Origin of the sequence: Streptomyces sp. NPDC093221 (assembly GCF_044753885.1) — a bacterium.
Taxonomy (GTDB): domain Bacteria; phylum Actinomycetota; class Actinomycetes; order Streptomycetales; family Streptomycetaceae; genus Actinacidiphila.
Genome location: NZ_JBIVOA010000003.1, coordinates 126,615 through 150,263 on the forward strand (window position 1 = coordinate 126,615; position 23,649 = coordinate 150,263).

24 protein-coding genes and 1 pseudogene are annotated in these 23,649 nt (G+C 72.7%); 12 read left to right on the plus strand and 13 right to left on the minus strand.

Annotated elements, in window-relative coordinates; genetic code table 11:
- Nucleotides 1-33: 33 nt before the first annotated feature.
- Both ACIQCJ_RS12600 and ACIQCJ_RS12605 read right to left on the minus strand, forming a co-directional pair.
- Nucleotides 34-207: pseudogene (locus ACIQCJ_RS12600) on the minus strand (MFS transporter); the annotation flags it as partial.
- Between the two features lie 503 nt (nucleotides 208-710).
- A complete protein-coding gene (locus tag ACIQCJ_RS12605; protein ID WP_355343834.1) occupies nucleotides 711-1,682 on the minus strand; it encodes an ROK family protein in 972 nt (323 codons plus the stop codon).
- Between the two features lie 177 nt (nucleotides 1,683-1,859).
- Between ACIQCJ_RS12605 and ACIQCJ_RS12610 the strand changes: the two genes are divergently transcribed.
- Nucleotides 1,860-2,849 (plus strand): LacI family DNA-binding transcriptional regulator, encoded by a 990-nt coding sequence (locus ACIQCJ_RS12610; protein ID WP_402711351.1) that lies wholly within the window; start codon nucleotides 1,860-1,862, stop codon nucleotides 2,847-2,849.
- Between the two features lie 91 nt (nucleotides 2,850-2,940).
- Here the strand turns inward: ACIQCJ_RS12610 and ACIQCJ_RS12615 are convergent, their stop codons facing one another.
- The 5 genes from ACIQCJ_RS12615 to ACIQCJ_RS12635 form a co-directional block, all read right to left on the minus strand.
- Nucleotides 2,941-4,233: a DUF6986 family protein gene (locus tag ACIQCJ_RS12615; RefSeq protein WP_402711352.1), complete on the minus strand. Its 1,293-nt coding sequence runs from the start codon at nucleotides 4,231-4,233 to the stop codon at nucleotides 2,941-2,943.
- A 144-nt stretch (nucleotides 4,234-4,377) separates the two neighbouring features.
- The gene (locus tag ACIQCJ_RS12620; protein WP_355343825.1) at nucleotides 4,378-5,340 is read right to left on the minus strand and encodes an electron transfer flavoprotein subunit alpha/FixB family protein; all 963 of its coding nucleotides are present in this window, start codon (nucleotides 5,338-5,340) and stop codon (nucleotides 4,378-4,380) included.
- Between the two features lie 99 nt (nucleotides 5,341-5,439).
- Nucleotides 5,440-6,225 carry an electron transfer flavoprotein subunit beta/FixA family protein gene (locus tag ACIQCJ_RS12625; RefSeq protein WP_355343822.1) on the minus strand — a complete coding sequence of 262 codons (786 nt, stop codon included), beginning with the start codon at nucleotides 6,223-6,225 and terminating at the stop codon, nucleotides 5,440-5,442.
- 206 nt (nucleotides 6,226-6,431) lie between these two features.
- Nucleotides 6,432-6,971, minus strand: coding sequence for a flavin reductase family protein (locus ACIQCJ_RS12630; RefSeq protein WP_401314019.1), 540 nt, complete (start codon nucleotides 6,969-6,971; stop codon nucleotides 6,432-6,434).
- Nucleotides 6,972-7,235: 264 nt separating this feature from the next.
- The gene (locus ACIQCJ_RS12635) at nucleotides 7,236-7,649 is read right to left on the minus strand and encodes a thioredoxin domain-containing protein (RefSeq protein ID WP_391050214.1); all 414 of its coding nucleotides are present in this window, start codon (nucleotides 7,647-7,649) and stop codon (nucleotides 7,236-7,238) included.
- A gap of 219 nt (nucleotides 7,650-7,868) precedes the next feature.
- Between ACIQCJ_RS12635 and ACIQCJ_RS12640 the strand changes: the two genes are divergently transcribed.
- Both ACIQCJ_RS12640 and ACIQCJ_RS12645 read left to right on the plus strand, forming a co-directional pair.
- A complete protein-coding gene (locus ACIQCJ_RS12640) occupies nucleotides 7,869-8,276 on the plus strand; it encodes a DUF4395 domain-containing protein (RefSeq protein WP_401857609.1) in 408 nt (135 codons plus the stop codon).
- A gap of 159 nt (nucleotides 8,277-8,435) precedes the next feature.
- Nucleotides 8,436-9,182, plus strand: coding sequence for a lysophospholipid acyltransferase family protein (locus ACIQCJ_RS12645; RefSeq protein WP_355343810.1), 747 nt, complete (start codon nucleotides 8,436-8,438; stop codon nucleotides 9,180-9,182).
- Nucleotides 9,183-9,259: 77 nt separating this feature from the next.
- On the opposite strand, the gene ACIQCJ_RS12650 is transcribed toward ACIQCJ_RS12645, so the two are convergent.
- The 4 genes from ACIQCJ_RS12650 to ACIQCJ_RS12665 form a co-directional block, all read right to left on the minus strand.
- On the minus strand, nucleotides 9,260-9,862 hold the full coding sequence (locus ACIQCJ_RS12650; RefSeq protein ID WP_402711353.1) for a transglutaminase family protein: 603 nt from the start codon (nucleotides 9,860-9,862) through the stop codon (nucleotides 9,260-9,262).
- 93 nt (nucleotides 9,863-9,955) lie between these two features.
- Nucleotides 9,956-11,047 (minus strand): threonine aldolase family protein, encoded by a 1,092-nt coding sequence (locus tag ACIQCJ_RS12655; RefSeq protein ID WP_402711354.1) that lies wholly within the window; start codon nucleotides 11,045-11,047, stop codon nucleotides 9,956-9,958.
- Nucleotides 11,026-11,784 (minus strand): SDR family oxidoreductase, encoded by a 759-nt coding sequence (locus ACIQCJ_RS12660; protein WP_355343801.1) that lies wholly within the window; start codon nucleotides 11,782-11,784, stop codon nucleotides 11,026-11,028. Before ACIQCJ_RS12660 ends, ACIQCJ_RS12655 begins: the two co-directional genes overlap by 22 nt.
- Nucleotides 11,785-11,807: 23 nt before the next feature.
- Entirely contained in the window at nucleotides 11,808-13,205 is a 1,398-nt protein-coding gene (locus ACIQCJ_RS12665; RefSeq protein WP_401724622.1) for a DUF6421 family protein, read from the minus strand.
- Between the two features lie 234 nt (nucleotides 13,206-13,439).
- Here ACIQCJ_RS12665 and ACIQCJ_RS12670 point away from each other — a divergent pair, with 234 nt between their 5' ends.
- The 4 genes from ACIQCJ_RS12670 to ACIQCJ_RS12685 all read left to right on the plus strand — a co-directional run bounded on the left by ACIQCJ_RS12670 (nucleotide 13,440) and on the right by ACIQCJ_RS12685 (nucleotide 16,872).
- A complete protein-coding gene (locus tag ACIQCJ_RS12670) occupies nucleotides 13,440-14,111 on the plus strand; it encodes a glycerophosphodiester phosphodiesterase family protein (protein WP_355343795.1) in 672 nt (223 codons plus the stop codon).
- Nucleotides 14,112-14,252: 141 nt separating this feature from the next.
- Nucleotides 14,253-15,173, plus strand: coding sequence for an ABC transporter substrate-binding protein (locus ACIQCJ_RS12675; RefSeq protein WP_402711355.1), 921 nt, complete (start codon nucleotides 14,253-14,255; stop codon nucleotides 15,171-15,173).
- Nucleotides 15,170-16,048 (plus strand): amino acid ABC transporter permease, encoded by an 879-nt coding sequence (locus tag ACIQCJ_RS12680; RefSeq protein WP_355343789.1) that lies wholly within the window; start codon nucleotides 15,170-15,172, stop codon nucleotides 16,046-16,048. The genes ACIQCJ_RS12675 and ACIQCJ_RS12680 overlap by 4 nt, the downstream gene beginning before the upstream one ends.
- Nucleotides 16,045-16,872, plus strand: coding sequence for an amino acid ABC transporter ATP-binding protein (locus tag ACIQCJ_RS12685; RefSeq protein WP_402711356.1), 828 nt, complete (start codon nucleotides 16,045-16,047; stop codon nucleotides 16,870-16,872). Before ACIQCJ_RS12680 ends, ACIQCJ_RS12685 begins: the two co-directional genes overlap by 4 nt.
- 78 nt (nucleotides 16,873-16,950) lie before the next feature.
- Here ACIQCJ_RS12685 and ACIQCJ_RS12690 read toward each other — a convergent pair whose 3' ends face one another.
- Together ACIQCJ_RS12690 and ACIQCJ_RS12695 are read right to left on the minus strand one after the other, a co-directional pair.
- Nucleotides 16,951-17,484 (minus strand): GNAT family N-acetyltransferase, encoded by a 534-nt coding sequence (locus ACIQCJ_RS12690; RefSeq protein WP_355343786.1) that lies wholly within the window; start codon nucleotides 17,482-17,484, stop codon nucleotides 16,951-16,953.
- A gap of 198 nt (nucleotides 17,485-17,682) precedes the next feature.
- Entirely contained in the window at nucleotides 17,683-19,110 is a 1,428-nt protein-coding gene (locus tag ACIQCJ_RS12695) for a PLP-dependent aminotransferase family protein (protein WP_401857622.1), read from the minus strand.
- On the opposite strand from ACIQCJ_RS12695, the gene ACIQCJ_RS12700 reads away from it, so the two are divergent.
- The 5 genes from ACIQCJ_RS12700 (at nucleotide 19,109) to ACIQCJ_RS12720 (ending at nucleotide 23,643) form a co-directional block, all read left to right on the plus strand.
- Nucleotides 19,109-20,146, plus strand: a complete 1,038-nt coding sequence (locus ACIQCJ_RS12700; protein WP_402711357.1) for a DMT family transporter — start codon at nucleotides 19,109-19,111, stop codon at nucleotides 20,144-20,146. The genes ACIQCJ_RS12695 and ACIQCJ_RS12700 overlap by 2 nt on opposite strands.
- A 223-nt stretch (nucleotides 20,147-20,369) precedes the next feature.
- Nucleotides 20,370-20,981, plus strand: coding sequence for a DUF5134 domain-containing protein (locus ACIQCJ_RS12705; RefSeq protein WP_402711358.1), 612 nt, complete (start codon nucleotides 20,370-20,372; stop codon nucleotides 20,979-20,981).
- 81 nt (nucleotides 20,982-21,062) lie between these two features.
- On the plus strand, nucleotides 21,063-22,001 hold the full coding sequence (locus tag ACIQCJ_RS12710) for a M56 family metallopeptidase (RefSeq protein ID WP_355343774.1): 939 nt from the start codon (nucleotides 21,063-21,065) through the stop codon (nucleotides 21,999-22,001).
- Between the two features lie 23 nt (nucleotides 22,002-22,024).
- Nucleotides 22,025-22,729 carry an HAD family hydrolase gene (locus tag ACIQCJ_RS12715; RefSeq protein WP_402711359.1) on the plus strand — a complete coding sequence of 235 codons (705 nt, stop codon included), beginning with the start codon at nucleotides 22,025-22,027 and terminating at the stop codon, nucleotides 22,727-22,729.
- A gap of 227 nt (nucleotides 22,730-22,956) precedes the next feature.
- The gene (locus tag ACIQCJ_RS12720; RefSeq protein WP_355343768.1) at nucleotides 22,957-23,643 is read left to right on the plus strand and encodes a TetR/AcrR family transcriptional regulator; all 687 of its coding nucleotides are present in this window, start codon (nucleotides 22,957-22,959) and stop codon (nucleotides 23,641-23,643) included.
- The last annotated feature ends 6 nt before the right edge of the window (nucleotides 23,644-23,649 follow it).

The following is a 23,649-nucleotide window of genomic DNA, read 5'->3' on the forward strand; positions in this document are numbered from 1 at the left end:
ATGAGGACGATGCCGACCCAGTCGGTCCTGGCCTTGCCGCGGGTCGCGGGCAGCGGGCAGCCGCAGCATCACCTGGCACCACACCAGCGCGAGCAGGCCGAGCGGCAGATTGACGGAGAAGGCCCAGCGCCAGCCGAGGTGGCCGGTGACGAAACCGCCGAGCAACGGGCCGCCGATGGTGCCGAGCGCCATGACCAAGGCGGTCATGTCCTGGTAGCGGCCCCGCTCGCCGCGGCGGCACCAGCGCGCCGATCAACGAGAAGGCGCCCACGGCGAGACCGCCCGCGCCGGGCCCCTGAAAGGCCCTGAAGGCGATCAGCGCCGTCATCGGCTGCGCGGCACCGGAGAGCGCGCCCCCTGACGAGACACGGCACGCGGTGGCGTCCACGACGCGAAGCACACCGCGCGGAGGCCAAGGTCTCGGGGGCCGCCCCCAGACGCCCTCACCTCGCGGAAGAAAGCACACCGAGATCTCGGCGCGCACGGTGCGCCGCGGTCACCAATCGCCAGAGGGCACGCCAGGTCTTTTGAGGGGCGCGGGGAACTGCGCGCCCAGCCAGCGCGCAGCCGCGGACCGCAGCCGGCACCAGCGAGGCGGTCACCTCTTCGGATTGTCGGGCCACCGGCCCGACAAAAGCCGAGCACGCCGCAGGCCCCCGCCCCCGCAGGAACCGCCCTCGCGGACTCGGACCCGGCGGCGAGCCGCCCCGTCAGATCGTCGTCGTAAAAGCGTCCAACCGCAGCGCCTGCGCCGCAGCCGCCGCCGCCCCGACCAACCCGGCATCCGTCCCGAGCTTGGCGGGCACGACATCGACCCCGGCGGCGAAGGAGAGCGTGGCGTACCGCGCGAGGTGCTCCCGGAGAGGATCGAAGAGAATCGGCCCGGCCCCCGCGACACCCCCGCCGATGACGGCGACATGGATCTCGACGAGCGTCGCGGTGGCCGCGATCCCGGCCGCGAGCGCCTGTGCGGCCCGGTCGAAGGAGGCCAGCGCGACGGCGTCCCCGCCGCGCGCGGCCTCGGCGACGGCCGCCGCGGTGGGCGCGGCACCGGCGGGCGGCACCCAGCCCCCGTCCAGCGCGCGGCGCGCGATGTTCGGCCCGCTGGCGATCCGCTCGACGCAGCCGCGCGACCCGCACGGGCAGAGATCGCCGTCGAGGTCGACGCTGATGTGACCGATGTGCCCGGCATTGCCGGTGGGCCCGGGAAGGAGGGCGCCGCCGAGGACCAGACCGCCGCCGACCCCGGTGGAGACGACCATGCACAGCGCGTTGTCGTAACCGCGGGCGGCTCCCTGCCAGTGCTCGGCCGCGGTCATGGCGACCCCGTCGCCGGTGAGGACGACGGGCAGGCCGCCGACCGCGTCGGACACCCGCGCGACGAGCGGGAATTCGCGCCAGCCTGGCACGTTGACCGGGCTGACGGTGCCGTGCGCGGCGTCGACGGGACCCGCGCTGCCGATGCCGACGGCGACGACGCGGGGCCACACGGCGGTGGCCCGCAGCTCGGCGATCACGTCGGTGACCGCCCGCACCACCGTCTCGCCGTCCTCCCCCGCGGGCGTCGCCCGCAGCGCCCGCGCCAGCAGTCGCCCCTCCGCGTCGATGAGCGCCCCGGCGATCTTCGTACCGCCGATGTCGATTGCGGCCACGAGTGGACCGGTAGCGCCTTGGGGGTGCATCGCTCGGGGATCTCCTCTTTCCTGACGTTCCTGACGAATATCCTGGCGAATCGCCCGGGGTTCCGCGGAAACGGCACCAGAGATAGTCTCGCCTAACTCTGACAACGTTGTCCAACTCTTCCCGCAGGGAATACTACGATCGTGACCCACAGTTCTGGACGAGTTCCCCGGCCCACCATGAAAGATGTCGCCGCCCGAGCGGGCGTCGGCCTCAAGACGGTGTCGCGGGTGGTGAACGAGGAGCCCGGCGTCACCCCGGACACGGTCGCCCGCGTCCAGGCGGCGATCGACGCGCTCGGCTTCCGGCGCAACGACAGCGCGCGACTGCTGCGCACCCGCCGCACCGCCAGCGTCGGCCTGGTGCTCGAAGACCTCGCCGACCCGTTCTACGCCCCGCTCAGCAGGGCGGTCGAGGACGTGGCGCGGGCCAACGGCGCGCTGTTGTTCACCGGGTCGAGCGCCGAGGACCCGCGGCGTGAGCAGGAGCTGGTGCTGGCGTTCTGCGCCCGCCGGGTGGACGGGCTGATCGTGGTGCCCGCGGGTGACGACCACCGGTATCTGGTCCCGGAGATCGAGGCCGGGGTGGCCACGGTCTTCGTCGACCGCCCCGCGGGCCGGATCGACGCGGACATGGTGCTGACCGACAACGCGGGCGGCACCCGTGACGGTGTCGCGCATCTGATCGCGCACGGACACCGCAGGATCGGCTTCATCGGTGACCAGCCGGGCATTCACACCGCCGCCGAGCGACTGCGCGGCTACCGCGAGGCGATGGCCGACGCGGGGCTGACCATCAGGCCCGAGTGGTACTCGATGGGCCCGACCAACCCCGAGCGGGTCCGCGCCGTCCTGGCGTCCCTGCTGTCCGGTCCCGAGCCGGTGACCGCGCTGTTCGCGGGCAACAACCGCGTCACCGTCACCGCGGTGCGCGTGCTGTCCCACCACCCGCACCCGGTCGCCCTGGTCGGCTTCGACGACTTCGAACTCGCCGATCTGCTCGACCCGCCGGTCAGCGTCGTGGCCCAGGACTCGCCGGGGCTCGGACGCAGCGCGGCGCAGTTGCTCTTCCGCCGCCTGGAGGGCGGCGCGGACGCCGCTCCCGCCCGGCTGGAGCTCCCCGCCCGCCTGATCGCCCGCGGCTCCGGCGAGATCCCCCCGTCCGACTGAGCATTCGCCGGGCCCGTAACGGCATCGGTCCTTGTCCTGCGGGCATGCGCCCGCCGCGTCAGGGGCCGTCCGCGATCCGCAGGACAGGCGCCTAACGGCCCGCCAGCGTGTCCAGCTCCGCGCGGCCGAGGCCGGTGCGCTCGGTGACCTCCTCGGCGTCGATGGCGCCGCAGTCGAGGCCGCGCAGCAGGTAGCCGCTGAGGGCGCGGGCCGTGGCGGGCTCGTCCATGACGTCGCCGCCCGCCTTGGCGACGTAGGCGGCGAGGCGGGCGGCGGAGGCGTCCAGGCCCTCGCGGTAGAAGGCGTAGACGGCGGCGTAGCGGGTCGGCAGGTGGGCGGGGTGCATGTCCCAGCCCTGGTAGTACGCGCGGGCCAGTGAGCGGCGGACCAGGCCGTAGTGCAGGCGCCAGGCGTCGTGCACCTGCTCGGCCGGGCCGACGGGGAGCACGTTGGTGGAGCCGTCGGACAGCCGGACGCCGGTGCCCGCCGCGGCGACCTGCATGACCGCCTTGGCGTAGTCGGCGGCCGGGTGGTCCATCGACTGGTGGGCGGCGCTGACCCCGCACGCGGCGCTGTAGTCGAAGGTGCCGTAGTGCAGACCGGTGGCGCGGCCCTTGGCGGCGTCGATCAGCCGCGGCACGGTCGCCGTGCCGTCGGGGCCGAGGATGGACTGGGTGGTCTCGATCTGGATCTCGAAGCCGATCCGCCCCCGCGCCAGCCCGGCCGCCCGCTCGAACTCCTCGCACAGCCGCGTCATCGCCGCGACCTGCGCGGGGAAGGTCACCTTGGGCAGTGTCAGCAGCAGCCCGTCGGGCAGACCGCCCCCGTCCAGCAGGGCGGTCAGGAAGAGGTCGAGCGTACGGATGCCCCGGTCGCGGACCGCCGCCTCCATGCACTTCATCCGGATGCCGACGTACGGCGGCGCGCTGCCGTCCGCGACGGCCGCCGTCACGGTGCGGGCGGCGGCCACGGCCGCCGCGTCCTCCTCGGTGTCGGGACGCGGCCCGTAGCCGTCCTCGAAGTCGATCCGCAGGTCCTCGACGGGCTCGCGCTCCAGCTTGGCCCGCACCCGGTCGTGGACCTCGGCGGCCAGCCCGGTGGACGGCCCAGCGGGAAGGCCGAGTACGGCGGCGAGCGCGGCGGCGTCCGGGGCGTGGGCGTCGAGTGCGGCCAGCGCCTGGTCGCCCCAGTCGCGTACGGTCCGGGGGCCGAAGGCGTCGGCGGGTACGTAGACGGTGTGCACGGGCTGCCGGGTGCCGGGGTCGCCGGGGTAACGGCGGGCCAGTTCGGCGTCGGTGCCGGCCAGACCGGCGCCGATGTCCGCCCGTACCGCGTCCGCCAGTGTCGTACCGGCCGCCGCCGCGCCCGCTGAGCCCTGCGCCATGTGCCACCCTCCCGGGAATTCAACAAATCGTTGAAGTGAAGCTAGCCGTGCCGTAGGCCGAGGTCAACACCCCACCAGCGGGGCGCCGGACGGACGACGGCCCCCGCACGCGGCTGGCGTGCGGGGGCCGTCGGGAGGGGTCGGTCAGCCCTTGCGGGCCTTGATCTCCTCGGTGAGCTGGGGGACGACCTGGAAGAGGTCGCCGACGACGCCGTAGTCGACGAGGTCGAAGATCGGCGCCTCCGCGTCCTTGTTCACCGCGACGATCGTCTTGGACGTCTGCATGCCCGCGCGGTGCTGGATCGCGCCCGAGATGCCGTTGGCGATGTAGAGCTGCGGCGACACCGACTTGCCGGTCTGGCCGACCTGGTTGGTGTGCGGGTACCAGCCCGCGTCCACCGCCGCGCGCGACGCGCCCACGGCCGCGCCCAGGGAGTCCGCCAGCGCCTCGATGACCGAGAAGTTCTCGGCGCCGTTGACACCGCGACCGCCGGAGACCACGATCGCGGCCTCGGTCAGCTCAGGACGCCCGGTCGACTCCCGCGGGGTCCGCGAGACGACCTTGGTGCCGGTGGCCAGTTCACCGAAGGCCACCTCCAGCGCCTCGACCGTCCCGGCCGCCGAAGCCGCCTCGACCGGCGCGGAGTTCGGCTTCACCGTGATGACGGGGACGCCCGTGCTGACCCGGGAGCGGGTCGTGAAGGCGGCGGCGAACGCCGACTGCGTGGCCACCGGGCCGTCGGCGCCGGCCTCCACGTCGATCGCGTCGGTGATCAGGCCCGAGCCCAGGCGCAGCGCGAGCCGCGCGGCGATCTCCTTGCCCTCGGCGGAGGACGGCACCAGGACCGCGACCGGGCTCACCGCCTTGGCGGCGGCCTCCAGCGCGTCGACCTTCGGTACGACGAGGTAGTCGGCGAACTCCGGCGCGTCGGCGGCCAGTACCCGCACGGCGCCGTGCTCGCCCAGCACGGAGGCGGCGGCGTCGGCGCCGGGGCCGAGGTGGACCGCGACCGGCTCACCGATCCGGCGGGCCAGCGTCAGCAGTTCGAGAGTCGGCTTGCGGACGGCACCGTCCACGTGGTCGACATAGACGAGGACTTCACCCATGGAAATGCACTCCTACGAAAAAGTTTGACGGGGCGGATACGGACCGGAACGGCCGGAGGCGGGCCCGGGACAGCGTCCGGGAGGGCGCCCGGCATCCGGTCAGATGAACTTCTGGCTCGCCAGGTACTCCGCGAGCTGCTTGCCGCCCTCGCCCTCGTCCTTCACGATCGTGCCCGCCGTCCGCGCCGGACGCTGCGTGGCGTCCTCGACGGCCGTCCACGCTCCGGCCAGGCCCACCTCGGCCGCGTCCAGACCCAGATCCGACAGGTCCAGGGCCTCCACCGGCTTCTTCTTCGCCGCCATGATCCCCTTGAACGAGGGGTAACGGGCCTCGCCCGACTGGTCGGTCACCGAGACCAGCGCCGGAAGCGACGCCTCCAGCCGCTCGCTGGCCGCGTCGCCGTCGCGGCGGCCGGTCACCTTGCCGTCCTCGACCGACACCTCGGACAGGAACGTCACCTGCGGCACGCCCAGCCGCTCGGCCAGCAGCGCGGGCACCACGCCCGCGGTGCCGTCGGTCGAGGCCATGCCGGTCACGACGAGGTCGAAGCCCGCGCGCTCGATGGCCTTGGCGAGCACCAGCGACGTGCCGAGGATGTCCGTGCCGTGCAGGCCGTCGTCCTCGACGTGGATCGCCTTGTCCGCGCCCATCGACAGCGCCTTGCGCAACGCGTCCTTCGCGTCCTCGGGACCCACGGTCAGCACCGTGATCTCCGCGTCGTCCGCCGCGTCGGCGATCTGCAGCGCCTGCTCGACCGCGTACTCGTCCAGCTCGGAGAGCAGGCCGTCCACCGCGTCGCGGTCAGTGGTCAGGTCCTCGGCGAAGTGACGGTCGCCCGTGGCATCGGGCACGTACTTCACTGCGACTACGATCCTCAAACTCACGCCAGCTCTCCTACCTACTGCATCGTTGCAACGTCTTCGTCCAACTGCCCCGGAATCCGCCCCGGAATGGCAGCATAGGCGTCCGCGGCGGCGGCTCCCCGCCGGGACGCAGCAACTGCCCCGACAGAAATATTACTCGCCAGTACACAGAGCTGGTTCCCCGTTAGCAAGGACCTTGAACTGTGATGTGGCCGACGCCGCCGCCGTCAGTGGCCGAGTGAGTTGAAGCCGCCCTGGTGGTAGAGGAGCGGGCGGCCGGGACCCTGGGGGTCACCGGCGACGGCCTGGGCGATGACGATCCGGTGGTCGCCCGCCGGGATGCGCGCCACCACGCGGCACACCAGCCAGGCCGGTACCTCGTCGAGCAGCGGGACGCCGTGCGGGCCGGACGCCCAGGCGGTGGCGGGGCCGAAGCGGTCGGCGCCGCTGCGGGCGAACGTGCCGGCCAGCACTTCCTGGTGCTCGCCGAGTATGTGGACGCCGACGAACGACGCCTCGGCGACGGTCGGCCAGCTCGACGACCCCAGGCTGATGCCGAAGGAGAGCAGCGGCGGCTCGGCGGACACCGAGGTCAGGGAGGTGGCGGTGAAGCCGACGGGATCGGGGCCCGCGGCGGTGATCACGGCGACTCCGGCCGCGTGGCGGCGGAAGACCGAACGGAAGACGGCGGGGTCGAGAGCGGGGCCGGGCGTGGGGTCGAAGGCCGAGGAGTCAAAGGCGGCGGGGTGATCGCTGATGGCAGTCACGGTCAGATCCTTCTGAAGCGGTCGAGCGGCGGAGTGCGGGTCGTGGGCGCTCAGCAGCTCGGACAACGCGCGCTGGAGTGCCGACCGAAGTCGACATCGGCGCGCGCGTACAGATACGCGTACAGAAAGTGGTCGTGCGACATAACGTCAGAGTGACGATTCGGACGGGGTCACGTCAAGACCCGCCCGGAATATGGAATTTCCGTCACACCGCGCTCCCTCGGAGGCTGACGGCCCCTCAGATCGGCCGGCCCGCCCGGCTCGTCAGACAGCCGCGCCCAGCGCGGCGATCACGTCCGCCTTGCGCGGCTGACCGGCGGCCCTGCGCACGATCGCGCCGTCCGCGTCGAGGACGAACACGGTCGGGGTCTTGAGGACGCTCAGCCGCCTGACCAGCTCCAGGTGCGCCTCGGCGTCGATCTCGACGTGCCGGACGCCGTCCACCATGCCCGCCACCTCGTCGAGCACGCGCCGGGTGGCCCGGCAGGGCGCGCAGAAGGCGCTGGAGAACTGCACCAGGGTGGCGCGCTCCCCCAGCGGCCCGCCGAGGTCAGCGGCCGTCAGCCGCTCGTCGCCGTCCTTCGTCCGCACCCGGATTCTCCCGTCCCTGCGCCGGTGCACCAGCCCGTAGGCGCTCGCGGCCAGCAGTACGGCCAGGCAGACCACCAGTCCCGTCAACGCCGTGCTCCTCGTCCGCTCACACATCTCGTACGTCTCATACGCCTGGTCACACGCCTGGTCATACGTCCGGTCACACACACCGTCGTACGTCCGGTCACACACACGGTCGTACGTCCGGCGGCTTCCCGCCCGCGTCTTTCCGATCCGTGCAGCGTTCATGCGAACGCAATGATTCCCGCGGTCGCGTTCCGTCGCTGGTCGGCCATTATTTCAGTCATGGAGATCGATGTACGAGGGCCCCGCTTCGGTGCGTCCCTGACCACGGTGGTGCTGGCGGCCGTGCTGATCACCGGCAGCGGCTGGCTGCTGGCCGTTCAGGCCGCCGTCTTCGCCGTGGGAGCGGTGGCCGGAGTGCAGAATTCACCGTATGGCTGGGTTTTCCGCACCCTGGTGCGGCCCAGGCTGGGGCCGCCGCCCGGCACCGAGGACGCGGCCCCGCCGCGGTTCGCGCAGGCGGTGGGTTTCGGCTTCTCCGTGATCGGTGTCATCGGCTATCTGGTGGGCCCGCAGTGGCTGGGTCTGGCGGCCACCGCGTGCGCGCTCGCCGCCGCCTTCCTCAACGCCGCTTTCGCCTACTGCCTGGGGTGCGAGGTGTATCTGCTGCTGAAACGGGCAGCAGCCTGATGGGTTCCGCCGCAGGTCGTGAGAAGAATCTCGCCTTGGCACCGGTCCCCGGGATGACAGGGGGCCCGCCGGCGGGGCACCATCGCTCAGCGGCCGAACAACTTACGGGCGCGTAACTTCCGCCGGGAGCGCCGCCCCGGAGAGAGCAGGTGCCCCGACATGGCCGAACTCGTCTACCCACCGGTGATCGCTTGTGCCCGCACCATGTTCAAGGTGCAGGGGCTCAAATTCGACATCCGGGGCACCGAGAACGTCCCCCGCCAAGGCGGCGCCCTGCTTGTCAGCAACCACATCGGCTATCTGGACTTCGTCTTCTGCGGTCTGACAACGCTGCCCGCCAAGCGCCTGGTGCGCTTCATGGCGAAGGAATCGGTTTTCCGGCACAAGGTGTCGGGTCCGCTGATGCGCGCCATGAAGCACATTCCGGTGGACCGCTCCGAGGGCATGCACGCGTACGCGCACGCCCTGGACGCCCTGCGCGGCGGTGAGATCATCGGAGTCTTCCCCGAGGCGACCATCTCGCAGTCGTTCACGTTGAAGTCGTTCAAGTCGGGTGCGGCCCGGCTGGCGATGGAGGCCGGTGTGCCACTGCTGCCGATGGCGCTGTGGGGCACTCAGCGGCTGTGGACGAAGGGGCACCCGCGCAATCTGGGCCGCAGCAAGTTCCCGATCACGCTGCGGATCGGCGAGCAGATGCGCCCGCAGGAGAACGAGAAGGCGGGCGCGCTCACCCGGCGGCTGCGGCTGCGGGTGCAGGAGCTGCTGGACGACGCGCAGCGTACGTATCCGGGCAGGCCCTCGGGCCCCGCCGACCGCTGGTGGCTGCCCGCGCATCTGGGCGGCACCGCCCCGACGCCGGAGGAAGCGGCGGCCAGGGACCGCGAGCAGCAGCCACAGCCGAGCTGAGGCGGGACCCTCCGGACGCGGGCGCGGGACCCCAACCGGACGCGGGACCCCTCCGGACGCGGGACGCGACGGCGTCCTCACGGCAGTTCGGTGGGCAGCGTCCTGGCCAGTTCCGACCGGTCGCGCGCGCCGCGCAGGGCCTCCAGTACGGCCGTGGGCGGCGCCGTGTGCACGAGCGGATAGTCGGCCTCGCCGATCTCCGGGCGCGCCGCCCACGCGAGCCGTTCCTCGTCCAGCGAGAAGCGCGCGTCGACGCCGGGTTTGTTGCCGCGCGCGTCCAGCCGTGACCAGTGGTCGCGCCCCGGCAGCAGCAGGGCGATCAGGCCGTGGACCACCGGGTCCTTACCGTCGTCGTCGGTGAGCCGCTGGTAGCAGAGCCCGGCGGGGATGGACGCGGCGCGCAGCAGCGCCGTCAGCGCGTGCGACTTGGCGTAGCAGATGCCGGTGCGCTGCTCCAGCACGTCGGAGGCCCGCCAGGTGACGCGGTCGTCGCCGGAGTCGAAGGAGTGCGGGATCGTGTCGCGGACGAATACGAAGGCGGCCCGCGCATAGTCATGCGGTCCGGTGGTACGGGCCAGCAGCGCGGCCGCGGTGTCGCGCACTCGCGGGTGGCCGTGGTCGATGACGTCGTCGGCGGCCGTATACGCCGAGAGGTCGGCGGTCTCCAGGATCAGCTCCATGTGCGGGAGCCTAGGAAACCGCCGACCACTCGATCAATCGAATTACCGCCAACCGCATACTCATGCGGCCGACTCCGGGCCGCCGGACAGGCCCTAGGCCCGCATCTCCTCCTCGAGCGCGGCGGCGAAGCCGTCCACGTCCGACTCGGTCGTGTCGAAGGAGCACATCCAGCGGACCTCGCCCGTCGACTCGTCCCAGAAGTAGAAGCGGTAACGCTTCTGCAGCCGCTCGCTGACCTCGCGCGGCAGCAGCGCGAAGACGGCGTTGGACTGCACGGGCCGCAGCACGGTGACCCCGTCCACCCCCTGTACGGCCTGCTCCAGGCGGCGGGCCATCGCGTTGGCGTGGGCGGCGCTGCGCAGCCACAGGTCGCCCGAGAGCAGCGCCTCGAACTGCACGGAGACGAACCGCATCTTGGAGGCGAGCTGCATCGACAGCTTGCGCAGGTAGTCGATGGCGCGCACCCGCTCGGGGCTGAGGACGACCACGCACTCGCCGAGCAGCAGGCCGTTCTTGGTGCCGCCGAAGGAGAGGATGTCCACGCCCGCCTCGGTGGTGAAGCGGGCCAGCGGCACGTTGAGGCCGGCCGCCGCGTTGGCGATCCGCGCGCCGTCCAGGTGCACGGCCATGCCGAGCTGGTGCGCGTGGTCGCAGATCGCCTTGATCTCCTCGGGCGTGTAGCAGGTGCCCAGTTCGGTGGTCTGGGTGATCGAGACGACCTGCGGCTGGGCCCGGTGCTCGTCGGAGAAGCCGTACGCCTGCCGGTCGATCAGCTCGGGGGTGAGCTTGCCGTCCGGGGTCGGGACGGTGAGCAGCTTGAGGCCGCCGACCCGCTCGGGGGCGCCGCACTCGTCCACGTGGATGTGCGCGGACTCGGCGCAGATCACCGCGCCCCAGCGCTCGGTGACGGCCTGGAGCGCCGTCACGTTGGCGCCGGTGCCGTTGAAGACCGGGAAGACCTCCGCGCGCGGGCCGAAGTGGCCGCGGAAGACCTCCTGGAGGTGGCCGGTGTACTCGTCCCCTCCGTAGGCGGGCTGATGGCCGCCGTTGGCGAGGGCGAGCGCGGTGAGGATCTCCGGGTGCACCCCGGCGTAGTTGTCACTGGCGAAGCCGCGCACCTGCGGGTCGTGGCGGCGCACGGCGTCGCTGGCGAGCTGTTCTGTCACGGTCGGGGCGTCAGCCACTGTCGGGTCCCGTTCACTTCCGTAGGGCTCTGGTCCCAGACGTCCGCGATGGCCTCGGCGAGGTCGCGTACGTCGGTGAAGCCGGCGAATTTGGCGTTCGGGCGCGTGGCCCGCATCTCATCGTGCACCAACGCCTTGATCACCAGCACAGTGGCCGCGGCCGTGGGTCCGTCGGCGCCGCCGAGCTTGCGGAAGGAGTCGCCCAGCGCGAGCGTCCACGCCTCGGCCGCGGCCTTGGCCGCGGAGTAGGCGGCGTTGCCCGCGGTCGGCGTGGTGGCGCCGGACGCGCTGATCAGCACGTACCGGCCGCCGTGGCTGCGCATGAGGCCGTCGTGGAAGGCGAGCGAGGTGTTCTGCACGGTACGGATCAGCAGCTTGTGCAGCACGTCCCAGTCGCCGAGGTCGGTCTCGGGGAAGGACGCGGAGCCGCGCCAGCCGCCCACGAGGTGGACCAGGCCGTCGACCCTGCCGTGGTCCTTCTCGATCCGGCCGGCCCAGTCCTGGGTCGCCTCCAGGTCGAGCAGGTCGACGATCTCGCCGGTGATGTCCGCGCCGCCCGCGTCGTAGCGCGCCGCGTCGACGGCCTCGGCCAGCCGCTCGGGGTCGGCGTCGGCGGCGATCACATGGCCGCCCTCGCGCGCGAGCCGTTGCAGTACCGCCCGCCCCGCGGGGCCGCCCGCGCCCGCCACGGCGATCACCGCTCCGTCGAGACCACCCGTGTACGTGTCGGTCGTCATGTCCGCCTCCTCGGCCGCACCGGTCACGCGGCGCCCCGAAGTGAGCTCTCGCCGGTGATTCCCTTGGTCGAGGTGATCACCGTCCGCAGCTTCTTCGCAAGGGCCTCGTAGAACATGCTGAGCGGAAACTCGTCCGCCAGCACGTCGTCCACGAGTTTGCGCGGGGGCTGGGACAGGTCGAGGGCGTCGGGGCCCTTCGCCCAGACCGAGCCGGGATGCGGGGAGAGGTAGCTGGCGACCAGGTCGTAGGCGGCGAACCAGTGCACGAGCTTGGGCCGGTCGATGCCGTCCCGGTAGAGCGTCTCGATCTCGGCGCAGAGCTGGTTGGTGACCTGCGGTGCGCGCTCCCAGTCGATGTGCAGGGTGTTGTCTGTCCAGCGTACGGCGTCGTGCTTGTGCAGGTACGCGAAGAGGAGCTGTCCGCCGAGTCCGTCGTAGTTGCGGACGCGTTCACCGGTGACCGGGAAGCGGAAGAGCCGGTCGAAGAGGATCGCGTACTGCACGCCCAGGCCCATCGGGTGGCCCTCGGCCTGGAGCTTCACGGCCTCCCTGAACGTGGTCAGGTCGCAGCGCAGCTCCTCCAGCCCGTACATCCAGAACGGCGCGCGCTGCTTGATCATGAACGGGTCGAACGGCAGGTCGCCGTGGCTGTGCGTGCGGTCGTGGATCATGTCCCACAGGACGTACGTCTGCTGCGCCAGGTCCTGGTCGGCGATCAGCCGGGCCGCCTCCTCGGGCAGTTCCAGGCCGAGGGTGTCGACGGCGGCGGCGGTCACCGCGCGGAAGCGGGCGGCCTCGCGGTCGCAGAAGATCGCGCCCCAGGTCCAGCGCTCGGGGGCCTCGCGGACGGCGACGGTCTCCGGGAAGAGCACCGCGGAGTTGGTGTCGTAGCCGGGGGTGAAGTCCTCGAAGGTGATCGGTACGAACAGCGGGTTGTCGTACCGATTGCGCTCCAGCTCGGCCAGCCAGTCGGGCCAGACGACGCGCAGGGCGACGGCCTCCAGATTGCGGTCCGGGTTGCCGTTCTGCGTGTACATCGGGAAGACGACCAGGTGCGGCAGGCCGTCGCGGCGGTCGGCCGCGGGCTGGAAGGCCAGCAGCGAGTCGAGGAAGTCCGGGACGCCGAAGCCGTCGTCGGACCAGCGGCGCAGGTCGGCGACCAGGGCGCGGTGGTACTCGGCGTCGTGCGGGAGGAGCGGGGAGAGCTGTTCGACCGACTCGGTCACCCGGCGCACGGTCCGCTCGGCGTCGTCCTTGCTGGGCGCGCCCTCGGCATCGAAGTCGATGGAGCCGTCCTTGCGCTGCCAGGGCCTGATGGCTTCGACGGCCTGCTTCAGCACCGCCCACGCGGGGTGGCCGACGATGCCCACGCCGGACGTACCGCCGCCGTCCGCCACCTTCGCCGAAAGAACTTCGCCCATGACCCCTCCTCCACAAAAGAAACTGTCGTCCGGACACCGTATCCGTGACCTTGTTGATCCATCAAGGGGAGCCGGTGGAGATTGTCCTGCCTGGTGGTCGACAGGCCGCTGTTCTTCCTGTCGTCTGCCGGGATGGGTCACTAAAACTTGCGCATAGGGGCCGCTTGAGCACGCGGTCCCGAGTCGTCACGGCGTGTTCGGCCCGCCGTCGCCCGGTCTCGCTAGGGTGCCGGTATGAGCTTCCTCACCGTCGGCCACCGCGGGGTCATGGGCGTCGAGCCGGAGAACACCCTGCGGTCCTTCCGCCGAGCCGAAAAGGCGGGCCTGGACCAGATCGAGCTGGATCTGCACCTCAGCAAGGACGGCGCGCTGATCGTCATGCACGACGCCGACGTCGACCGCACCACCGACGGCGCCGGCCTGGTCCGCGACCTCACGCTGGACGAGATCCGCGGCCTGGACGCCGGGCTCGGCGAGCGCGTACCGGTCTTCGAGGAGGTCCTCGAAGCGGTCGGCCGGCCGATCCAGGCCGAGATCAAGGACGTGGCGGCGGCCCGCGCGCTGGCCGACACCCTGAGCGCGCACGGCGCGACCGACCGGGTCAGTGTGCTGTCCTTCCACGACGAGGCGCTGGCCGAGATCCGTACGCTGCTGCCCGACGTGCGCACGGTGCTGGTCGCCAGCGACCTCGGCCCGGAGATCGTCACCCGCGCCCAGGCGGTGGGCGCCCGCCTGGTCAGCCTGGAACTGCGGCAGGTGAACCTGGACGTCGTCGAGCGCTGCCAGGCCGCGGGCATCGCCGTCATGGCCTGGACCGTCAACACCGCGCAGGAGTGGGCCCTGGCCCGCGCGCTGCGGCTGGACGGCGCCGCCACCGACCTCCCCGAGGAACCGGCCATCGCGTAGCCCCGCGGTCCCGTACCGGCGTCATCCCGGCGCGCCGCGGTCCCGCGGCTCCGCGCAATGTGCCGGACACAAAGGTCCGGCATCCGGACAACTGGCCGAATCGCGTGGACAGACGCGCCCGCGCGGTGCCAAGGTCCCGCCATGCGTCCCGCGATCTCGCTGTCCCCGCGCCGTGCCGCGCTCGCCGCGGCTGCCCTGCTCACCCTCGCACTGGCCGGTTGCTCGCCCCAGGACGACACGACCGACGCCGGTCCCTCGTCCTCCGCGGCGTCGGCCGGTGCGACCGGCACCACCACCGCCACCACGGCGTCGTGCGCGCCCGGCACGCTCGCCACCCGTACCCCTGGCAAGATCACCGTCGGCACCGACAATCCGGCGTACGACCCCTGGTTCTCGGACAACAAGCCGTCCAACGGCAAGGGGTACGAGTCGGCGGTCGCGTACGCGGTGGCCAAGCAGCTCGGTTACGCGCCGGACCAGGTCGTCTGGCAGACCGTGGCCTTCAACAAGGCGTTCGCGCCCGGTGTCAAGAACTTCGATTTCGACATCAACCAGGTTTCGATCAACGACGAGCGCAAGAAGGCCGTCGACTTCTCGCCCGGCTACTACGACGTACGGCAGACCGTCGTCGCGCTGAAGACCTCGAAGATCGCGAACGCGCACAGCGTCGCGGACCTGAAGAACGCCAAGCTCGGCGCCCAGGTGGGCACCACCAGCCTGGACGTCATCGACAACCTGGTGAAGCCCGCCAAGCAGCCCGCCGTCTACCAGCGCAACGACCTCGCCGTGGCCGCGCTCAAAAACGGCCAGGTCGACGGGATCGTGGTCGACCTGCCGACCGCCTTCTACATCACCGGGGCCGAGGTCACCGATGCCAAGGTGGTCGGGCAGTTCGCGGCGGCGGGCTCCTCGCCCGAGCAGTTCGGGCTGGTCCTCGACAAGGGCAGCAAGCTGACCGCGTGCGTCTCGCGGGCCGTCACCGCCCTGCACGGCGACGGGACGCTGGCCGCCCTGGAGAAGCGGTGGCTGTCGGACGCCGTCGGCGCCCCGGTGCTCGGATGACCGTGCGGGACGACCCCGCGCAGGTCGACACGTACCAGCCGTCCGCGCGGCGGATCGAGCGCGAGCTGTACCGACGCGCCCGCGGCCGCCGCGCCCTGGTGGTGGCGAGCGTCAGCACCCTGGCGACCGCCGGGGTGCTGATCGGGCTGATCGTCAGTTCGCCCGGCTGGCAGCGCACCCGTGAGACGTTCCTCAACGGGCACTACGCGCGGCTCGCGCTGCCGGACGTACTCCAGGGCCTCTGGCTCAATCTGCGGCTGATGGTGGTGTGCGGCGCCGTCGTCTTGGTCGCGGGGCTGCTGCTGGCGGTCGTGCGCACCCTGCGCGGCCCGGTGTTCTTCCCGCTGCGCGCCCTGGCGACGGCGTACGTGGACTTCTTCCGCGGGCTGCCGCTGATCATCTGCCTGCTCGCGGTGGTCTTCGGCGTGCCCGCGCTGCGGCTGAGCGGCGTCACCAACGACCCCGTGCTCCTCGGCGGCCTGGCGCTCTGCCTGACGTACACCGCCTATGTCGCCGAGGTGTTCAGGGCCGGCATCGAGACCGTCCACCCGAGCCAGCGCGCCGCGGCCCGCTCGCTCGGCCTCAGCAGCGCGCAGACGATGCGGTACGTGGTGCTGCCGCAAGCCGTGCGCCGCGTGGTGCCGCCGCTGCTCAACGACCTGGTGTCGCTCCAGAAGGACACCGGCCTGGTGTCGATCGCGGGCGCCGTGGACGCCGTGTACGCGGCGCAGATCATCGCCAGCCGCGACTTCAACTACACGCCGTACGTGGTCGCGGGGCTGATCTTCGTCGCGCTGACCATCCCGATGACGCGGTTCACCGACTGGGTGACGGCCAGGATGAACCGGCGGCAGTCGCAGGGAGGCGTCGTATGAGCGGCACGGGCGGGGACCGGCTCGCCAAGGACGTACCGCCCCAGGCGCGGGACCTGGCCGATACGGACCGGAGCCGGGACACGCCCGTGCTGCGGCTGGAGTCGGTCCGCAAGACGTACGGCTCCTCCGTCGTTCTGCGGGACATCGCGCTCGACGTGCCCGCGCACACGGTCACGGCGCTGATCGGCGCGTCCGGCTCAGGGAAGTCCACGCTGCTGCGCTGCGCGAATCTGCTGGAGGAGATCGACGACGGCGCGATCTTCCTGGACGGCGAGGACATCACCGACCCGCGGGCCGACCAGGACGCGGTACGGCGCAGGATCGGCGTCGTCTTCCAGGCGTACAACCTGTTCCCGCACATGACGGTGCTGGACAACATCACGCTGGCGCCGCGCCGGGTGCACGGGGTGCCGCGGGGCGAGGCGGAGGAGCGGGCGCGGGAGCTGCTGGCCCGGCTGGGGCTCGCCGACCGGGCCGCGGAGTATCCGGACCGGCTCAGCGGCGGCCAGCAGCAGCGGGTGGCGATCCTGCGGGCGGTCGCGACCAGGCCGCGGCTGCTGCTTCTCGACGAGGTGACCGCGGCGCTCGACCCGGAGCTCGTCGGCGAGGTGCTGTCGGTGGTCCGCGACCTGAAGGAACAGGGCATGACGATGGTGATCGCCACCCATGAGATGGCGTTCGCCCGCGATGTCGCCGATCAGGTCTGCTTCCTGGACGCGGGCGTGATCCTGGAGCGCGGCACTCCCGCCGAGGTGTTCGGCGCCCCGGCCGAGCAGCGCACGCGGGACTTCCTGCGCCGGATCACGGAGGCGGGACGGCTGTGACGGCCGGGGCCGGGCGACCGGGTTCGGGGCGCCGGGTACCGGGTGGCACGGGTGGATCGGGTGGCGGGCGTCCGGGTCTCAGACCAGCTTCTTCGTGAGCAGCTCGAACTCCAGGTCGTCCCTGGTCGGCAGCCCGAAGCGCTCCTCGCCGTACGGGAAGGGGCTGGTCTGCCCGGTGCGCTGGTAGCCGCGGCGGACGTACCAGGCGATCAGGTCCTCGCGGACCGAGATCACCGTCATGTGCAGCTCGGCGACGTCCCACTCCTCGCGGGCGAACCGTTCGGCCTCGGCGAGGATCACCTTGCCGAGCCCGGCGCCCTGGAGCGCGGGCCGTACGGCGAACATCCCGAAGTACGCGTGGTCGCCGCGGTGTTCGAGCTGGCAGCAGGCCACCACCTCGTCGCCGGACTCCACCACCGTCAGCCTGCTGTCCGCGCCTTCGATGACGGCCAGCACGCCCTCGGGGTCGGTCCGCTGCCCCTGAAGGATGTCCGCCTCCGTCGTCCACCCCGCGCGGCTCGCGTCGCCGCGGTAGGCGGACTCGATCAGCCCGACCAGGACGGGGACGTCGTCGGGGGTGGCGGCGCGGAAGCGGGGAGCGGCGATATCCATGCGGGCAAGGCTATCCCCAGGTCCGGGCCACGCTCACGGGTCCTGCCGAGGTCTTCGCGGGCGGGCGGCGTCGGCGCGCGACGGGGCGCGTGTTCGACGTGGGGCAGGGCGCGTGTGCGGCGCGCGGAAGGGCGCGTGCTCGGCGCGCGGAAGGACACATGTGCTGCGCGCGGAAGGGCTTCGCGACAGGGCTGGTGCTCACAGCGCGGGGGCGGTCTCGCGCAGCGCCAGCTCGAAGCGCCGGACGCCTTCGGTGATCTCGACGGCGCCCGTGGTGTAGGCGAAGGTGATCCGTATGTACGGGGCGGGCGACTCGGCGGGGAAATAGGGGCGGCCGGGGGCGACGGCCACGCCCGCGCGGAGCGCGGCGCCGGTCAGCGCGGTCTCGTCGGTGCCGTCGGGCAGCCGCAGCCACAGGTGGTAGCCGCCGGTGGGCACCGGGTCGGGGACCAGTTCCGGCAGGCGGTGCCGGAGCGCGGCGAGCATGGCGTCGCGCCGCTCGCGCAGTGCGGTGGTGACGGCGCGCAGATGGCGCGGCCAGGAGGGCGCGCCGACGAGTTCCAGGGTCGCCTCCTGGAGGGGCCTGGGCACGAAGAAGCTGTCGACCACCTGGATGGCGCGCAGCCGTTCCATCACCGGGCCGCGGGCGATCAGCGCGCCGACGCGCAGATTGGGCGAGGTCGGCTTGGTGAGCGACGCGAAGTGGACGACGGTGCCGTACGGGTCCTCGGCGACCAGGGGCGGCGGCAGTGGGTCGCCGTGGCCGAGCCGCCGGGCGAAGTCGTCCTCGACCACGAAGGCGCCCGCCGCCCGCGCGATGTCGAGTACCTGGCGGCGGCGCCCGGCGGCGAGCACCGCGCCGGTCGGATTCTGGAAGAGCGGCTGGCAGAAGAAGACCCGCGCGCCGCTGGCCTCGAAGGCGTCGGCGAGCAGATCGGGCCGGACGCCGTCCGCGTCGAGCGGGACCGGCACCGGCCGCAGCCCCGCGGCGCGGGCGGCGGAGAGCGCGCCGGGGTAGGTGGGTGATTCGACGAGTACGGCGGAGCCCGGCGCGGCCAGCGCGCGCAGGGCCGTGGTGAGGGCGGCCTGCCCGCCGGAGGTGATCAGCACCTGGGCGGGCGGGACTCCCGCCTCGCGGCCGAACCAGTTCCGCAGCGCGGTGAGCCCTTCTAGCGGCGGCCGTTCCCAGGCACCGGGCCTGCGGGCGGCGCGGGCCAGCGCGGCGCCGAGCGCCCGCTCGGGCTGGAGGCCGGGGTGCAGATAGCCGCCGTTGAGGGGGATGACGCCCTGCGGCGGGCCGACCAGGCAGCCCAGCACTCCGGAGGCGTCGACCACGCGCGGTGCCACGTCCGGGTCCTCCGCGGTGAGCGCGACCTGCTGCCAGGAGGTGTCGACGGCGGTGGTGGTCGCCGTGCCCTCGGCGGCCCGGTAGGTGCCCGCGCCGGGCCGGGTGACGACCAGTCCCTGCGCGGCGAGCGTCGCCAGCGCCCGCGAGACCGTCACCGGGCTGACCCCGAACCGCTCGACCAGGGCCCGGCTCGACGGCAGTTTCGCTCCCGGTGAGAAGCGGTCCAGCTCTCCTCGGAGGGATTCTGCCAGCGCACTGGCACTGCTATCGTCATTCATGAAGGATAAGAATAGCGCTACTCCCTGCACCTCAGTAGCGGTCGCGGGCACCGCGCTCGCCTGTCTCGGTGTGGCCGCCTTTTCGCTCACCTTCCCTTCCACCCACTGGGCGCTGAGCGGATTCGGCGCCTGGTCGGCGGTGACGGTCCGGGCGGTCCTGGCCACCGCGGTCGCCGGGGCCTTCCTCGCGGCGGGCCGGGCGAAGGTGCCGGACCGGGAGCACTGGGCGGGCCTGGCCGTGGTCGCCTGCGGTGTCGTCATCGGCTTCCCGCTGCTGACCACCCTCGCGCTGCGCACCACCGACACCTCGCACGCCGCCGTCGTCGTCGGCGCGCTCCCGCTGTGCACCGCGGTGCTCGCGGCCGTGCGCACCGGCGCGCGGCCGTCCCGTACGTTCTGGATCGCGGCCGTCGCGGGCGCGGCGGTGGTCACCGCCTTCTCGCTCGGCGAGAGCGGCGGCGCGCCGACCGCCGGGGACGGCTTCCTCTTCGCCTCGCTGCTGGTCTGCGCCGCCGGTTACGTGGAGGGCGGGCGGCTGGCGTCGGTGCTGCCGGGCTGGCAGGTGGTCGGCTGGGCGCTGGTCGGTACGCTGCCGCTCACGCTGCCCGCCGCGGTCGTGTCGCTGTCGCTGGAGCCGGTACGGCTGACCGGCGAGTCGGTCGGCGGGCTGGTGTGGGTCTCGGTGGTGTCGCAGTTCCTCGGCCTGATGGTCTGGTACCGCGGCATGGCGGCGATCGGGGTGACCAGGGCCAGCCAGCTCCAACTCGCCCAGCCCGTGCTGACGTTGGTGTGGTCCGCCGCGCTGCTCGGTGAGCACCTGGGCCGCGCCACACTGCCCGCGGCGCTCGCCGTACTGGTCTGCGTGGCCGTCACACAGCGCTCCGGCGCCCGGCAGGCGCGGGAAGTACGCAGGTCGCGGGCCGCGGCGCGGGCGCGCGGGGCCGAGGCGCCGGACGCCGGCCCGGAGGCGTTGCGGTCGGGCGACGCGCACGAGATCGTGGCACACGGCGATCCGCGACGGCGCGCGCCGCGGTGACACGCTCCCCCGACTACCCCGATGCGCTCGGGTGTGCGCCCTCGGACCTGGGCAGTTCTCCTGGGACCGCCGAACAACCGTCCGGCGGTCCGGTCGTCACGGACTGGACCGGGCCGGTCGTCACGGACCGGACCTGAACGGACCGGACCGGACCGGACCGGCCGAGGGTCACCGCACGGACCGGGGCGCGCCGAAGAGGCGTGAGGATGAGGGGGAGGACGGCATGCACGGACCACCGCTGGTGGCCTGGCTGCTCGTGGCGCTCAGCACCGTCGCCGCGGTCGCGTGCCTGCTGCGCCGCGAAGCGCGCGACGAGGCGGTGATGGCGGCGGGCATGGCGGTGATGGCCGTCCCGATGTCCGTCCTCGACCCGCGGCCGTGGGGGACGCCGCTGTTCGCCGTCGTCCTCGGCGTGGTCTTCGCGTTGGCCGGGGTACGGGCGCTGCTGCTGGTCCGGCGGCCCGGCCACCATCTGCACCACTCCGTGTGCTCGGCCGCGATGGTCTACATGGCCGTGGCGATGGGCGGGGCGGCGTCGGCGCACGGCGGCCACGCCGAGCACATGGCGGCCACCGGCGCGGGCACCCCGCTGCTCACCGGCCTGCTGCTGCTCTACTTCGCGGGCTACGTCCTGCGCAGCGGCACCACCCTGGTCGTGCTCCCGGCGCAGGCGCACGGCGCGCCGGGCGGCGGCCCGCTGATATCCACCGGCCAGGCGGAAGGAGGCGCGGGCGGCGGCCGGGACCGTGTCCCGCTGCGGCACGCGCCGGAGGTCGCGGCGGCCTGCCGGGTGGCGATGGCGCTGGGGATGTTCGCGATGCTGCTGACCCTGTGACGGACTCGCTGCCGTGAGTCATGCGTCACATCGGGTCGTGGTCCGTCCCCCGTGCACCGCGCGCCTCCTAGGCTGATCACCATGACGGTCCCGTTCGTGCTGCTGATTCTCGGCGCACTTGCGGCGGCGATGGCGCCGCGTCTGCTGTCCCGTGCCAAGTGGCCGGAACGCGAACCGGTGCTGGCCCTGTGGGTCTGGCAGTGTGTGGTCGCCGCCGTACTGCTGTGCTGCGTGCTGGCCATGGCGCTCTCCGCCTCGGCCGCCTGGGCCGCGGTCCGCGGCAATCTCTTCGCGTTCGCCCCGAGCGGTGTGGTCGACGCCTACGCGCTGTCCGAGTACGGCCGCTGGGCCGGGACCATCGCCGTCCTGCTCGCGCTCGGCGGGGTGTGGACCGCGGCGATGCTCACCCGCGAGGTGCGCGGCACACGGTCGCGGCGCAAGCAGCGCCGCGCGGAACTCCGCGTGCGCGCGCCCCGGCTGCCCGGCGAGACCGTCACGCCCGGCGAGCGCCTGGTGGTCCTGGAGGACGCCCGCTCCGACGCCTGGTGGCTGTCCGGCGCCGAGCCCCAACTGGTCATCACCACGGCCGCGCTGCGCCGCCTGAAGGGCCGCCAACTGGACGCCGTGCTGGCCCACGAGCAGGGACACGTACGCGCCAGGCACGACGTGCTGCTGCACTGCTCGGGCGCGCTCGCGGGCGGCTTCCCGCAGGTGCCGGTCTTCGCCGCCTTCCGTGACCAGGTGCACCACCTGGTGGAACTGGCGGCCGACGACACCGCCTCGCGCCGCTTCGGCCGCCTCACCACCGCCCTCGCGCTGGTCGAACTCAACGCGGAACGCGGTGTCTTCGGCCCCTGCCCCACGCCGCTCGCCGCACTGCCCGGCCGCGTGCACCGGCTGCTCGATCCCGCGCCCCGGCTGCCGCTCGGCCAACGGGTGCGGATGACGGCCTTCGCGCTGCTGGTCCCGGCCGTCCCGCTGCTGATCGCTTTCGGCCCCGGCCTCGGCGCGCTGACCTGAGCGGCGGCGGGAGAGGCGGGGCCATGGCCGTCAAAGGCGTGATGTTCGACTTCTCCGGCACCCTGATGCGGGTCGAAGCGGCCGAGTCCTGGCTGCGGTCGGCGCTCACCGCCGAGGGGGTCACGGCCACCGACGACGAGGTCGCGGCGTACGCCGGAACGCTGGAGCGGGCGGGCGCGCTGCCCGGCGGCGGACCGCCCGAGCGGATTCCGCCGCGATTGGCGGCGGCCTGGGCCCGGCGCGACACCAGCGCGGCCGAGCACCGGGCGGCGTACGGCGGCCTGTCCCGTACCGTCGCGCTCCCCTGGGATGTGCACGACACGCTCTACGACCGGCACATGGCGCCCGCCGCGTGGAATCCGTACCCCGACACCGAGCGCGTGCTGCGGGCCCTGCGGGACCGGGGCGTGCCGGTGGCGGTGGTGAGCAACATCGGATGGGATCTGCGGCCGGTCTTCGGGGAGCACGGGCTGGACGAGTTGGTGGACGTCTTCGCGCTGAGCTTCGAGCACGGCGTCCAGAAGCCGGACGAGCGGCTGTTCCGGATCGCCTGCGACGGGCTCGGACTGGAGCCCGCGGACGTCGCGATGGTGGGCGACAGCCGTGCGGCGGACGGCGGCGCCGCCGCGCTGGGCTGCCCGGTGTTCCTGGTGGACCATCTGCCGGTGACGGCACGTCCCGACGCGCTGCTCGGCGTCCTGGACCGACTGGGCTACCGACTGGGCTGATGCGGCGCCGCGCACCGTACGCGCCGAGCGTTCATGAACCGGCCGCTGAAGGGGCAAGCGCTTTCAGGACACGAGCCTCGATGACAAGCGCTTTCGGGATCGGCGCCGGTCCCGGCGATCCCCCGCGCCGCCGGGCCCGGCACCATCCCCCGTTTCCCGGACAGGGCGAAGCCCGCCGGGTTGCGCTGAGTATATTGGCTCGCAGCCAGTCAACGCAGGAGTAAATAATGTCCCCTCGGAGCGCATCGGTCAATGAAGCTATGCGTCAGCGTTCCCGGGAACGGTTGCTCCAGGCAACCGTGGAGCTGGTGGAGGAACGCGGCTACGCGGCCACCACGCTGGCGGACATCACCCAGCGGGCCGGGTCGGCACGCGGCCTGGTCTCGTACTACTTCGCGGGAAAGCGCGAACTGTTGCAGTCCGCCGTGCACCGGCTGATGCACATGGAACTGGCCGCCGCGCTGGACCGCGAGCCGCGGTCGGAGGACGGCCAGGAACGGATGGCGCGGGCCATCGACGCGATCCTCGGCCTCACGCAGACGCACACCACCTTGATGCGTACGCACATGGCGTCGATCCTCCAGGCGGAGGGTTTCATCCAGTGCCCGGAGCAGCAGAAGCTCGCGGCGCTGCTGAGCCAGGCGGTGGACGGCGCGGGAATCGTGTCGGGACCCGAGGGTCCGGAGGCGGAGTACCGGCTGCTGCGCGCGCTGCTGATGGGCGCGACCGTGGCGCTGCTGCTGCCGGGCGCTCCGATGCCGCTGTCGCGGCTGCGGGCCGAACTCTTCGAGCGGTACGGGCTGGAGTGGACGCTGGGGGTGCCGCCGAAGGACTGCGCGGTGGCACCCGCGAAGGCCGGCGCGGGCGGGGACGGGGGCGGCGGGGACGGCGGGGACCGGCGACCGGTGGGCTGAAACCGT